At 58.8% G+C, this 13,736-nt stretch carries 11 protein-coding genes; 1 reads left to right on the top strand and 10 read right to left on the bottom strand.

Going from position 1 to position 13,736, the window contains the following annotated elements:
- Positions 1–56: 56 nt before the first annotated feature.
- The 8 genes from I6J26_RS00055 to I6J26_RS00020 are packed head-to-tail and all read right to left on the bottom strand — an operon-like array spanning position 57 to position 9,049.
- The gene (locus tag I6J26_RS00055; RefSeq protein WP_115022122.1) at positions 57–1,022 is read right to left on the bottom strand and encodes a helix-turn-helix transcriptional regulator; all 966 of its coding nucleotides are present in this window, start codon (positions 1,020–1,022) and stop codon (positions 57–59) included.
- Complete coding sequence (locus I6J26_RS00050; protein ID WP_115022120.1) at positions 1,015–2,013, bottom strand: helix-turn-helix transcriptional regulator; 999 nt, start codon at positions 2,011–2,013, stop codon at positions 1,015–1,017. Before I6J26_RS00050 ends, I6J26_RS00055 begins: the two co-directional genes overlap by 8 nt.
- Before the next feature lie 58 nt (positions 2,014–2,071).
- Complete coding sequence (pafA, locus tag I6J26_RS00045; RefSeq protein WP_115024331.1) at positions 2,072–3,454, bottom strand: Pup--protein ligase; 1,383 nt, start codon at positions 3,452–3,454, stop codon at positions 2,072–2,074.
- A gap of 47 nt (positions 3,455–3,501) precedes the next feature.
- Positions 3,502–3,693, bottom strand: a complete 192-nt coding sequence (locus I6J26_RS00040) for a ubiquitin-like protein Pup (protein WP_115022118.1) — start codon at positions 3,691–3,693, stop codon at positions 3,502–3,504.
- Positions 3,694–3,750: 57 nt separating this feature from the next.
- Positions 3,751–5,295: a depupylase/deamidase Dop gene (gene dop, locus I6J26_RS00035; RefSeq protein WP_115024329.1), complete on the bottom strand. Its 1,545-nt coding sequence runs from the start codon at positions 5,293–5,295 to the stop codon at positions 3,751–3,753.
- Between the two features lie 11 nt (positions 5,296–5,306).
- Positions 5,307–6,863: a proteasome ATPase gene (arc, locus tag I6J26_RS00030; protein ID WP_115022116.1), complete on the bottom strand. Its 1,557-nt coding sequence runs from the start codon at positions 6,861–6,863 to the stop codon at positions 5,307–5,309.
- A gap of 36 nt (positions 6,864–6,899) precedes the next feature.
- The gene (locus tag I6J26_RS00025) at positions 6,900–7,736 is read right to left on the bottom strand and encodes a tRNA (adenine-N1)-methyltransferase (RefSeq protein ID WP_115022114.1); all 837 of its coding nucleotides are present in this window, start codon (positions 7,734–7,736) and stop codon (positions 6,900–6,902) included.
- A gap of 41 nt (positions 7,737–7,777) precedes the next feature.
- Positions 7,778–9,049, bottom strand: coding sequence for a M18 family aminopeptidase (locus I6J26_RS00020; RefSeq protein ID WP_115022112.1), 1,272 nt, complete (start codon positions 9,047–9,049; stop codon positions 7,778–7,780).
- Positions 9,050–9,152: 103 nt separating this feature from the next.
- On the opposite strand from I6J26_RS00020, the gene I6J26_RS00015 reads away from it, so the two are divergent.
- A complete protein-coding gene (locus tag I6J26_RS00015; RefSeq protein ID WP_115022110.1) occupies positions 9,153–9,947 on the top strand; it encodes a RecB family exonuclease in 795 nt (264 codons plus the stop codon).
- A gap of 76 nt (positions 9,948–10,023) precedes the next feature.
- Here the strand turns inward: I6J26_RS00015 and I6J26_RS00010 are convergent, their stop codons facing one another.
- Together I6J26_RS00010 and I6J26_RS00005 are read right to left on the bottom strand one after the other, a co-directional pair.
- Positions 10,024–11,691 (bottom strand): formate--tetrahydrofolate ligase, encoded by a 1,668-nt coding sequence (locus I6J26_RS00010; RefSeq protein WP_115022108.1) that lies wholly within the window; start codon positions 11,689–11,691, stop codon positions 10,024–10,026.
- A 62-nt stretch (positions 11,692–11,753) separates the two neighbouring features.
- Entirely contained in the window at positions 11,754–13,061 is a 1,308-nt protein-coding gene (locus tag I6J26_RS00005; protein WP_039675348.1) for an anaerobic C4-dicarboxylate transporter, read from the bottom strand.
- Between the last annotated feature and the right edge of the window lie 675 nt (positions 13,062–13,736).

The following is a 13,736-nucleotide window of genomic DNA, read 5'->3' as shown; positions in this document are numbered from 1 at the left end:
GTGGTGCGCGCTGTAAAGGAAGACTTCACCATACAACGGGCGCACGCAGAGAGCTCTTAATCTGGGTGTTGAGTATAACGCTCCACGGCGCGTTTTCTATGCTGCGAAATCGTCTCAACCAGTTTCTTGGGCCCCACAACCCGCAACCTATCGCTTTGTCCGAGGGCGAAACGGCTAAACCAGTCTTTCGAACCGACCGGCATCGTCGCAGCTATGAGGCCATTTTCTAATTCTTCACCTAGGGTGATGTCATAGTGCTCGGCTAGCCAGGTGAATTCTTGGTGAATCTCCAGCTCTGCGGTGAGAGTGTGATCTAGACCAAAGGGTGAATCGGGGTTAAAGTCCAGTTCTCTCAAGTGAGGGCTCGCGGTGGCATCGAGAACCTCGACATTGTGCATGCGGTCAAGGCGGAACGTGCGGTGCTCCCCTGTCGTCTCTTCCCACGCAGCCAGATAAGGCTCGCCGTCGACGATGAAGATGCGAGCCGGGTGAACGGTGCGTTCCGTGGTGCGGTTGGAGGACATGCTCCAGTAGGTAAAACGCACCTGCTGGCGCTTGTCGACGGCCCCCGCAAGCGCCGCTTGCACCGCGGATTCCTCGGGGTCGGTGGTGGCTAGGGAATCGTAGATGGCCGCGGTCTTGTCGTCCATGATGGCACGCAGCTTTGAGGCGGCGGAATGGACCGCGGAGACGTCGACAAGCCCCGGCATTGCTTCCAAGGATTCGAGGGTGAGCAGCAGCGCGCCGGCCTCCGTCGGCGTAAGGCGCAACGCTTGGGTCAACCCTTGGTCATTGTAGATTTCAATGCCATCGCGATAGCTGAAGCTCAAGTCGATCAGGTCTTCAGTATTGCGCCCTACGCCAGAACAAAAGAGCCTATCGATGGCGTCTTTCAGCTCCACGGGTGTCATACCGAGGTCTTCAGCAGCTTCCATAGGGCTCAGGCCCGGATGGTTGCGCAGATATGGGATGAGGTTGAGGGAACGTACGAGCGCCTGCAATTTGCGTGACTGATCAGCCATGGGCTTCCTCCTCGCTAGCACTGCGAAGTAAGGCCAGGATGTCGGAGCGGACGTCCTCGGGCTCGAGGACAACAACGTCCGGCGCATAGCCCGCGGCGGTGCGGATGAGCCAATCACGGTCGACGTCGTGAAGCTCGACTTGCCCATCTGGGCGGCGCTTTCCGGCCTCCACTAATTCGACGGCCTGGCCCTGCGGTACCTCAAGGAGCGCAGTGACGGTCTCACCCCGCTGCAGCGCTGCAATGACGAGGTCTTGCAAAGGCGCACTCTGCTCGAGGTGCGTGGCTTCCTGGCGGGAACGGCGCACATTGTCTATCCGCGTGGCGCGAAAGGTGCGCGGTGCCTTGCGGTCAGCGTCCCAGCCCACGAGGTAGACGCGGTCACGGTGATTGACCAGTCCCCAAGGATCCATGAGTCGGCGTACAGGCTCGGAGGAAGGAGTGGCGTAATAGTCAAAGGAGATACGCACTCCTGCGCGTACCGCGGTAAGAACAGCCTTGACCAACTCCGGGCTGAGCTTCGTCATGTCATTGACGGCCGTGTAGACGGGCGCTCCAGAAAGATCACGGGACGCACCCGAAGCAGCAATCTTGGTCCAAGCAGACAAACTGAAGTCACTGAGGCCACCCGGAGTACCAATTCCACCGGCCACGCCAAGGACCATGGCTTCCTCGGGAGTGAAATCGACCGGCGGTAGCTGGTAGTCCTCAGGGTTGAGCCGATACAGAGGACCCTCAGCGCCACTAGAATGCACCACCGGAACACCGGCGCGTTGCAGCGTGCGGATATCGCGGGAAAGCAACTTGCTAAACGCCTCGTCGCTCTTGCCTTGGTAGCCCTCGACATGGCTGCGAATCCAAGACGCACTCCGGTCTGGAACACCTCCCTGGTGAGCGGCGCCGTGCAACGCGAAGGTGAGGTTGGTGAGCCTTTCAATAGCCATATCCCGTGCAGGAGCCCGGGTGGCTGTGCGGTCAGTGGACGACGGCATAGTGCTAGGCTCCTTCAGGCTCAAGACGGCGGCTTTTCAATGGGGCGTGAGCTAAGCGCTAAACGCTGTGGTGCGAACGCATGTAGTCTAACAATCCATCCAAGCGCGGGTCCGCGGACACGAAGGGCTCGGAGAACTCCTCCGTCATGGGCTCTGGACGGTTGACCTTCATCCGTGTCCAATCCACCGTGATGGCCGCATTGAGCTCACGCGCGGTGGCGAGGAATTCACCGCGCAGCTTGGCACGCGTAGTCTGCGGTGGTTGCTCTACAGCAGTAGTGATGGCAGCATCATCAATCCAGCGCTTAACCATCTCTCGCTGCTTCAGCACGCTATAGAGCCCGCGTCCGGGGCGAATATCGTGGTAGGTCAGGTCAATCTGGGCCAGCTTGGGGTGGCTCCACTCCCCTCCTAGGCGGGTGCGGTAGCGCTCCAGAAGGCTTCGCTTGATGACCCAATCGATTTCACGGTCGATACCGGAAAAGTCCTGAGTATCGATGGCCGCGAGCGTACGCTGCCACAGGTCAACCACGCGTGCCATCTCCGCGGTAGGGGTACCGGCATCGTCGCGATGGTCGAGCCAACGCGTGGCGGCATCGCACAGGGCCTGCTGGACTTCTAGGGCCGTGACCATGGAGCCACCGGCAAGCGGCAGAGCCGTGCTCCCCGTGGGATCGAGGGCAATCGCGCGAATGTGGTGGATAGGATCCTGGACCGAGTACTGCGGTACGTCGAAGCCTGCCTCAAGCATTTCCAGCATCAGCAGCGCGGAGCCTACTTTGAGCGCCATAGTAGGTTCCGCCATGTTCGAGTCACCCACGATCACGTGCATACGTCGGTAGAGCTTGGAATCGCCGTGCGGCTCGTCGCGCGTATTGATGATGGGCCGCGAGCGAGTCGTCGCCGAGGACACGCCTTCCCACACCTGGTCGGCGCGCTGAGACAGCACGAAACGCGCTGGTTCATCGCCCTTAGCCCTCTGGATCATTCCAGCACCACAGATGAGTTGGCGAGTAATGAGGAACGGCAGCAATGCCTGGCCCAAGTCCTTGAGCACAACGTGGCGGCCAATGAGGTAATTCTCGTGGCAGCCGTAGGAGTTACCAGCAGAATCCACATTGTTTTTGAACAGGTAGACTGCGCGTTCCTCGCCTTGTGCGGCGAGAGCCTCTTCTGCTTGTCGAGCTAGATGGTCCACCATCACATCACCCGCGCGCTCGTAGGCAATGAGCTGGCTCAAGCTATCGCACTCTGCTGTAGCAACCTCTGGGTGAGAACCCACATCGAGATAGAGGCGCGACGCGTTGGGAGCGAAAATATTTGAGGAAGAATACTCCGCTACCACGGGGCGAAAAAGCAAGCGGGCAATCTCATCGGGCGACAAAACCCGCTGCCCGGAAGCCGTAGAGGTGGTGATGCCGTACTCGGTTTCAATGCCCATGATGCGCCGAGCGTATACAGGCGCAGTATCGGCGGTCTTCTCCACCTTTATTCGCCGCCCTTTTGCACATAAGAGCGCACAAACTCTTCGGCGTTGGATTCCAGCAGGCCATCGATCTCATCGAGGAGATCGTCGGTACCAGCGCTGTTGATGCTGACCTGGCCGGCGTCGAATTCCTCGGCGTTATCACCGGAGTTGTTGCCGCCGCCGGCGTTAATCTGAGATTGCTTACCGCTCATGGTGAAGGCTCCTTTCGTGAGCTACAAAGCGAGATCACGCTGCTTAAAACATGCGCTCTAATACATCGTAGGGTACTCGATGGGCACGCCGAGCTGGCGCAATCCCTCCACGAGTTCTTTCGCGTGCGTGCTGGATTCGAGTAATGTGCCGACGTCTTCCCGCCCTAACTGCGTGGTCACATCGAGGGGAACATGGGCAGCGCCGGATTCGGGCCCGCTGGATTCGCCCACGCGAAACGTCAGCGATTGCCAGGAGGCAGCGAGGACATCCTCACCAAACTTCTGGGTGGCGCGCCCACGCAGGTAAGCGCGGGTATCACTCGGTGGATTCTCTGCCGCATGGATAAGCTCCTCCTCACTGACGAGGGTACGCATCTGTCCCTTGCGCACGAGAGCGTGGTGGAGGGACTTGGCGGGATCGATGTCGGTGTACTGAAGATCGATGAGCGCGAGCTTGGGATCTTCAGGGGCGACGCCGCGGTCGAGATAGCCCTTAATAAGGCGGTACTTGGCTACCCAATCCAGCAGGTTCGCAGCTTTCAAGGGGTCGTCAGCCAGAAGAGCCACAACCTCGTCCCAAGCAGCGAGGACCTTCTCGTCCGCCGCCGAGGTGGCGGTGACGCGCTCGCGGTAGACACTGAGGATGTCGAGGGCGGTGAGGCGGCGGCCGTCGTGAAGCACCAGCTCATGGCTCAAGGTGAGGTCGCGGCTGACACGTTGAACCTCTGCCACGGGATCTGCCAGGCGCAGGTCACTAAAGTCGACGCCGTCCTCGATGGCATCGAGCACGAGAGAGGTCATGCCGAGCTTGAGAAGATTCGAGGTCTGGGACATGTTGGCGTCACCAATGATGACGTGGAGGCGGCCAAATTCTTCTGCCACCGCATGCGGTTCGTCGCGGGTATTGATAATGCCGCGGTTAAGCGTGGTTTCCAAGGAAATCTCGGTTTCGATATAGTCCGCCCGCTGAGATATTTGGAACCCTGGCTCTTCTCCATCAGGGCCTAGGCCCACGCGGCCAGCCCCCGTGACCACCTGGCGGGTCACGAAGAAGGGGATAAGGCCTTGGGCGATGTCCTCGAAATCGGTGCTCCGTGAGTACTGGTAGTTCTCGTGGCTGCCGTACGACGCGCCTTTGCCGTCGACGTTGTTCTTGTAGAACTTCAACGGCGGGCACGGATCATGGTGCGCCAATACAGAGGTGCCCTGGGCTGTGAGCTCGTTCACGGCGTCCGCTGCTCGGCGCAGGATGAGGTCGCCGGCGGCGTCGTAAAGCATGGCATCCCATGCGTTTGTGCACTCCGGCGAGGAGTACTCGGGGTGGGCATGATCGACATAGAAACGGGCACCATTGGCGGTGACCACGTTGGCGACACCGAGCGCGTTGGGATCCACCACGGGAACGGTGTGATAGCGCTTGAGGTCAAACCCACGACTATCGCGCAGCGGGTGCTCCTCGCGGAAATCCCAGCGAGAACGCGCCCCGGTGTGCAGCGCAGCATAGGCCACGACGGCATGCGTTGAGGTCACAATGGGAGACAGCGCCGGGTTCGATGGTGTGGCGATACCGTACTCGGTTTCAGTGCCAATGACTCGCTTGATACGGCTCATCGTTATGCTCCCATCACTTCGACGCCGGTGACGTGTGCGCCGGCAGAGGTACCGGCGACGATCTTGGCCCATTCTTCCGGCGTGGCGGAGGTCGGCACGTACTCGGATTCGGCCTGTTCCGCGGCGATGGCCTCGTGGAAGTGTTGTGCGGTAATTCCAGGGCCAGTACCGTCGGCTGAGTCGAGCGCTTCTTTGAGGGCAAGCTTCTTCGCACGAGAGACGATATTGGCAATCATCGCTCCGGAGACGAAATCGCGGTAATGCAGCACGCGCGGCTCCGCATTGGCGTAGAGCAGCCGAACGAAGGGGCGGTCAGCGTAGAGATCGTCGACGGCGGCGTCAATAAGCTCCGCGAGGTTTCCCTCATGCGGCACTGTTTCTGGGAAGTGGCGGGCAAAGATCTCTCGCGCACCGTCTTTGGTGGGACGATTGATGCGAATCTTGATATCGAGACGCCCTGGGCGCATAATCGCCGGATCGATGAGTTCTTCGCGGTTGGTCGCACCAATGACGATGACGTTGTTGAGCTTTTCCACGCCGTCGAGCTCCGTAAGCAGCTGTGGGACAACTGTGGTTTCCATATCGGAGGACACACCCGAGCCGCGAGTGCGGAAAATGGATTCCATCTCATCGAAGAAGATGATCACTGGGCGTAGGCTGCCGTCTTCGGAAGGCTCAGAGGCCAACTCGCGGGCGCGTTCAAAGATCAGGCGTATGCGACGCTCGGTTTCGCCAACATACTTGTTGAGCAGCTCCGGGCCCTTGACGTTGAGGAAGTAGCTCGGGGCAGTTGCTCCCAGAGAACTGGACAGAGAATGCGCCACAGCCTTGGCGATGAGAGTCTTGCCGCACCCGGGAGGACCATAGAGCAGCACGCCTTTGGGCGGCTGGAGATCGTACTGCCGGTAGAGGTCTGGGTGCAGGAAAGGCAGCTCCACAGAATCCCGAATCTGGGAAATCTGCTCATCCAGACCGCCGATGTCATCGTAGGAAACGTCTGGAACTTCCTCGAGGGTCAGCTGCGCCACCTCAGTCTTGTGCACGCGTTCGGCCGCGACGGCGGACTTGGGCTCGATTAGAAGGGTATCGCCCGCGCGAACCTCCTCCCGCAGGTGCGCGGCGAGCACAACGACCTGCTCCTCCCCTGCGGAGTTGGTGATGACCGCACGGTCGGTGCCGAGGCGCTCGTGAAGCGTGGCTAGCGATCCCGTGTTGACCGGCGCACAGGCTTCCACCACAACAAAACCTTCGCCCAAGCGCACCTGCTGGCCCACCTTTAACGAGCCAGGCTCAAGGTTGGGTGAAATCTTCACGCGCATGACGCGGCCATTGGTATACACCTCGGCATCGCGACGCGAATCGTGCGGCCGGCCGGAATAGCCTAGGAAGACTCCATACGTGGAGGCAGGTTCCGCCAAAGCGTCAACTTCAGCAAGTAGCTGCTGCAGCTTGACGCGCGCATCCTTTAACAAGGCGGCGAGCTTAGTGTTGCGCTCAGAGAGTTGATCAATCTGCCGGCGCAACTGGGTGTGCTCGGAGGCGTTGGTGGCATCGTTCATAGGATCCACCCTAGCGCGCGGGCAGGCCCTTACCCCCTACTTTCGTGCGCGGCGCTGCGGGCGGGGCGGCGTGACGCCGTCGGCAAGCCGGCGCGTCCAAATCAGGAAGGCAGTGTGGGCGTTCATGCGGTGCTCCGGGCGCGTAGCTAGGCCCTCCACCTTCCACTCGCGCACCAGGGACTCCCACGCCTTGGGTTCGGTAAAGCACTTAAGCTCACGGATACCTTCCATCACCTTCATGAGCTGAGGCACGGTGGCCACATAGGTCATGAACACGCCACCCGGAATGAGGATGTCACGTACCTTTTCTAGGTGCTCCCACGGCTCGAGCATGTCGAGAATGACGCGATCGACTGGCCCTCCTAGATCCTCGACGTTGACGTCGGCCAAGTCCCCCAAACGCGGGCTCCACCACTCGGGCTGCTCGCCGAAGTATTCCTTAACGTTGTCCACTGCGTATTCGAGGTGATCATCGCGGACTTCGTAGGAGTACACGTGGCCCTGTGGGCCCACGGCACGCAGCAGCGTCATGGACAGCGCACCGGACCCGGCACCGGCCTCAAGCACGCGGGCACCCATGAAAATATCGCCTTCGACCAAGATCTGTGCGGAGTCCTTGGGGTAAATCACTGCTGCACCGCGCGGCATGGAGAGCACGTGATCCACCATGAGGTGGCGGAAGAGCAGAAAAGAGCTACCTAAAGTGGAGTCGATGACAGAGCCTTCATCGAGCCCCACGATGTCATCGTGGTTGATGATGCCCTTGTGCGAGTGGAACTGGCCTCCCTCTTCGAGGACGATGGTGTAGTGACGGCGCTTAGCATCAGTAAGCTGCACGCGGTCGCCGTAGCTGAAGGGGCCAGAATATGCCATAGCGTTTAGGGCCTTTCATAAGTGAGGGAGGGATGTCCGGGTTAACCCACCAAGTATGCCTCAAGAGCCTGGCCGAGCCATAGTTGGTCACGTTCGCCCACAAGCTCGCGGGCAGAGTGCATCGACAGCATCGGCACACCGACATCCACAGTGGGGATACCCAAACGCGTGGCAGAGATTGGACCAATCGTGGAGCCACACGGCACATCATTATTGCCCACGAAGCGCTGGTACGGAACACCTGCGCGGCGGCACGCGTCCTCCCAGAGATTCACCGTGACAGCATCGGAGGCATAACGCTGGTTGCCGTTTATCTTGGTCACGGGACCTTGGCCGATGATTGGATGATGCGTAGGATCGTGCTTTTCAGCATAGTTTGGGTGCACCGAGTGCGCTGCATCTGCTGATACACAGCTGGAGCGGGCGAACATCTGGAAACGCTGTTCCTCGTTTGCGCCGAGCGCACGCGCGGTACGCGTGAGCACGTCTCCCAGGATGGGACCGCCGGCACCATAACGGGAGGAGGAGCCAACCTCTTCGTGGTCAAATGCGGCCATCACCAGAATGTCCTGGTTGTTAGGCGCTGTGCTTGACGACGCCACTCCGACCATCGCCCGCAGCGAGGCATGAACGGAGGATAGATTATCCATACGCCCGGCAGCGATGAGCTTCTCCCCCGCGCCGAAGACCTCCCCACGGTGGGCATCCGCAGTAATGAGATTGAAGGAGGCAATGTCATCGGGTTCAACACCGAGCTGGCTGCCGATAACGCCCATGACGGAGGTCTCCGGCGTACCTACTGAGAGCACCGGCTGCATGTGGCGTTGACGCTCCGGCTTGAATTCATCCTTGCGGTAAAGGTGGATGGCCAGCGAAGGCAGGCGCAGGAGCGGACCAGTGTTGACGAGGTGGCGGGAACCATCCTTGGTCAAAACTTGGCCGCCCACGGTGAGCTCGCGATCAAACCAACTGTGCAACAAAACGCCGCCATAGACTTCCACAGCTACCTGTTGCCACCCAGCGGAATCGAAGTCCGGAGTGGGCTTAAGGGCAAGGCCTGGGGAGTCGGTATGAGAACCGATGATGCGGAATCCGGACTCCGGGCTAGCCCCTTCCGGTACATACCACGCCATGACTGCGCCTCCCCGCACCATGACGTGTCCACCTGGTTCGGCTGACCACTCCTCGTTTTCCTCTTGGCGGCTAAATCCCGCCTCCGTCAGCTGGCGCGCTACTTCTTCAGCAGCGTGGTAGGAGGAGGGGCTAGCAGCGATGAAATCGAGAAACGCTTTCGTGGTATCCGTCGTAGTCATACCTTCTAGCTTGCCACGGTTGGCAGCTGTACGTCCCCAAGTATGTGGGCCCAAGTATGTGCAGCAGGGTTCTCCGAGGCCATGCGCTAGGCTAGGCAGCATCATGCCGAAACGACTAGCCCTCTCCCCTTCCCGCGCGTCCGATTACAACCAGTGCCCATTGCTTTACCGCTTCAGGGCTATTGACAAGCTTCCTGAGCCTAAGACGAAGGCGCAGGTCAAAGGCACACTGGTTCATGCTGTTTTGGAAAACATGCATAAGCTCCCACGCGAGGAGCGTGATTACCCGGCCGCAGTAAAAATGATTAAGCCCGAATGGGCCACGATGGTTGAGGCGGACCCGGATCTGCGGGACCTCGTCCCTGCTGAGGAAGAACTCGACTTCTTCATCGAGGCACGTGAACTGGTCAAGGGTTATTTCCAGATGGAAAACCCCCAGGGCTTTGATGCCCACGAGTGCGAGATGTACGTGGATACGGTTTTGCCCAACGGTGTGCCCGTCCGCGGCTTTATTGATCGCGTTGATGTCGCACCCACCGGAGAAGTGCGCGTGGTGGACTACAAGACCGGAAAGAAGCCTCTCCCCCGGTATTCACACGATGCGCAATTCCAGATGCGTTTCTATGCACTCGTGTATTGGCGGCTGATGGGGACGATTCCGGCGCAGTTGCGCTTGATGTACCTCAAGGTGCTGGACTCAATGTTCCTTACGCCAGGTCCTGAGGAGCTCGCATACTTCGAGCGTGACTTGGGCGAGCTCTGGGCCAAGATCGAAGGCGATGGCAAAGCTGGCGATTTTCGACCCAAGACCTCGAAACTGTGCGGCTGGTGCTCGTTTCAGGACCTGTGCCCAGCCTTCGGCGGAACGCCACCTGAGTACCCCGGCTGGCCGGAGTAGAAGGGAGGGCCGGAGTAGAACGGCCGAGTAACCGTTCTACTAGCTTTTGAACACCCCGACCATATCGGGCTTACACCTAAAACAGGCCGGAAATTGTACCGTCTGCAGCAACATCGATATTGTTCGCTGCTGGCTTCTTAGGCAAGCCCGGCATGGTCATCACATCACCCGTCAATGCCACGATGAAGCCGGCACCAGTGCGCGGTTGGAGCTCGCGGACATGCAGGGTATGTCCCTCGGGAGCACCGAGCTGGCTCGGATCGTCGGAGAAGGAGTACTGCGTCTTGGAAATCACTACTGGGTACTTTTCCCAGCCGTTATCCTTGATGTATTTCAGATCCTTGAGAGCCTTCGATGAATATTCAACACTCTCAGCGCGGTAGATCGTGGTGGCGATGGTCTCTATAGACGCCTCAATGCCCTCTTCAGGATCGTAGAGCTGCTTCGAGCGGCCTTCAGAGAGATTCTCAAGCAACAGCTGTGCAAGTTGGATCGCGCCCTCGCCACCTTTGGCCCAAACTTCGGCTTCTTCCAGAGCAACGCCAAACTCCTTGGCCCACTGACGCATGAACTCACGCTCTGCGTCCGTATCGCTGCCGAACAAGTTGAGGGCAACAACTGGAGTAAGCCCAAAGCTGCGGAGGTTTTCGACATGGCGCTCGAGGTTGACCACGCCCTTCTTCAACGCGTCAAGGTTCTCTGTGGTGAGTTCCTCGCGCGGCTGGCCACCGTTGTACTTCTGCGAACGAATCGTGGCTACGACCACGGCGCCGGCTACATCAAGATCACCAAAGCGGGCTTTGATATCCATGAACTTTTCGCCGCCGAGGTCAGCACCAAAGCCAGCTTCAGTGAGGACGATGTCACCAAAGCGCATCGCAGTTTGGGTCGCGAGCAGAGTATTGCAACCATGGGCGATGTTGGCGAAGGGGCCACCATGAACAAAAGCCGGGGTTCCGGCCAAGGTCTGTACCAGGTTAGGGTTAAGCGCGTCCCGCATAAGCGCAGTCAGGGCACCCTCGGCATCCAAGTCGCGAGCGGTTACTGGCTTGTGGTCGTAGGTGTAGCCCACCGTGATGTCACCCAGGCGCTTCTTCAGATCGGCGAGGTCCGTAGCGAGACCCAAAATTGCCATGATTTCCGAGGCTGCCGTGATGGTGAAGCTGGTCTCTCCTGGTACGCCGTGGGCAGGTCCACCCAACCCAGTGATGACGTTGCGCAAGGCGCGGTCATTGACATCGACACAACGCTGCCATGTCACGCGACGCGGATCGATGTTGAGCGTATTGCCTTGATGGATGTGGTTATCAATGATGGCGGCCAGCGTATTGGTGGCTGCGGCGATAGCGTGAAAATCACCGGTGAAGTGGAGGTTGATGTCCTCCATAGGAACTACCTGCGAGTAGCCACCACCGGCAGCGCCACCTTTGATGCCCATGACTGGTCCCTGGGAAGGCTCACGGAGAGCGACGATAGCTTTCTTACCAAGTGCGGCGAGGGCATCGGTGAGGCCAATGAGGACCGTCGATTTTCCTTCACCGGCCGGAGTCGGCGACACCCCCGTTACGAGAACAAGCTTTCCTTTAGCGGGCATGTCCTCAATGTGGGTGATATCCACTTTGGCTTTCGTGCGGCCAAAGGGAATCAATGCTGATTCGGGGATACCAGCACGGGAGGCAATCTCAGCGATGGGCTCCAGGTGGTGGGCTTGGGCAATGTCAACGTCTGAAGGTTGAGTACTCATGCCCACCAGTTTAGCGCGGTGAGAGCCCGATTTTTAGCGTGCGCTGGCTAAATAATGGCTGGCTAGATAAGGACGGCGCCGAAGAGGTAGCAGAGAACAATCGACAGCACGATGTTCAGCACACCCGGAACGATAAATGGGTGGTTGAAGACTGCCTTGCCGATGCGTGTCGAACCGGTATCGTCCATCTCCACTGCTGCCAGCAGAGTCGGATACGTCGGCAGGATGAACAGTGCGGACACCGCTGGGAAAGCGGCTACAGCGGTCAGCGGGTTGACACCAAGTGCCAATGCGGCCGGCATAAGGGCCTTGGTGGTGGCTGCCTGCGAGTACAGCAGAGCCGCAGCAAAGAAGAGAACGACAGCCAGCAGCCATGGAGCCGATGCGATGATCTCTCCGGAGAGCTCCTGAATATCTTCCAGGTAGTGGTTAATCAGGGAGGTGCCCAGCCAGGCAACACCCAACACGCAGATACATGCGGACATACCGGATTTGAACACCGGGGTATTGAGGACATCACCAGCCGGCACCTTAGTCAGCATCACGATCAGGGTTGCTGCGGTGAGCATCACCGTCATAATGGCCTCATTACGTGGCAAAGTCGGTTCCTCAATGAGTCCAACCTGCGACGAGGTCAGCGTAGCCCACAGCATGACGATGACAATGGCCACGAGGAAGATGATGACGGAAGACTTCGCGCCCTGGCTCGGGCTGTAGTTGGACGCTCCTTGTGGAAGCTTGACCAGACCCTGCTCCTTACGCTGCTGGTATACGGGATCATCCTCCAGCTCAACACCCGCACGGTTGGCTACCCATGCTGCCGGGAAGATGGCGAGGAACGTAGCTGGAATAAGGACAGCCAAAATCTGGAGGTAGCCCACACCCATCGGCTCAAGCAATGATGCCAACAGGACGACTGCAGCAGAAATCGGTGAGGCACAAATCGCCATCTGCGAAGCGACCACGGAAATGGACAAAGGACGAGAGGGGCGTACCTTTCCTTCCTTGGCCACCTCAACAATGACCGGGAGGGTAGAAAAGGCGGTGTGGCCCGTACCGGCAAGCACCGTCATGAGCCAGGTAACAATTGGGGCATAGAAAGTGATTCGTTTGGGATTCTTGCGGAGGAATTTCTCGGCGAGATAAACCAAGTAATCCATACCGCCAGCGCGCTGCATGGCAGCGATGGCGGCAATAACAGTCATGATGATGCCGATGACGTCGAAAGGAATGTCCTCGCGCGTAATCGGAACTCCGGTAAGGCCGAGAATCAAGACGCCCAGGCCACCAGCCATACCGATTCCGATGGAACCGATTCGAGCACCCAGGTAAATCGCCGCTAGGACAATGAGAATGTGCACAACAACCATGTGTGACTCCAATATTCGCAGCAGTGCTGCGGGACAAGAGGGTAAGTCGCGCCCTACCCGATGCCTGTGGGGTCAAGCACGACAACTGACTGTTTTTATTCTGCCCCATTTGAGCGAAAAAATGCGGACTTAAGCCCGATTGTGTCCACTTACACACCCGTAAGGAGGTCCGGACTTAGGCCAATTTAGTGCGGAACAATCCCACCTCACCGCCGAAAATCACCAGGTAGCAGTGCCAAGAGTCGCGATGCTCACCCACCCAAGACCTAAGTCAGGCCACAATGACCGTTTCCGTAGAGCACTGCACGTCTCTTCCCAAACGGATTACCTCTTCGCTCCCCTCGCAATGCGCAACGTCTGCATCCCTCCATCGACATGCTGGAAGCATCTTACAAAAGGCGTCTGACAAAAGGCGTTTTCACGGCTGAAAACGCCATTTACTCATTGCAGATGGCGTTTTTAGACCCAAAGATGCCCTTTGCCAGATGCCTTTTACAAAACGCCCTCCTGCCTTAGGTCAATTTAGTGCGGAACAATCCCACCTCACCGCCGAAAACCACCAGGTAGCAATGTCAAGAGTCACGTTGCTCACCCACCCAAGACCTAAGTCAGGTTACACACCCGTAGGGCGGTTTCTCTTTTTCCCAAACATCGGAGAAAGGAATCAGCGCCCGC

It is taken from the genome of Corynebacterium minutissimum, from assembly GCF_016889765.1.
Classification (GTDB): Bacteria; Actinomycetota; Actinomycetes; order Mycobacteriales; family Mycobacteriaceae; genus Corynebacterium; species Corynebacterium minutissimum_B.
The sequence above is the reverse complement of the archived record's forward strand: the minus strand, read 5'-3'. Positions and strand labels throughout refer to the sequence as shown.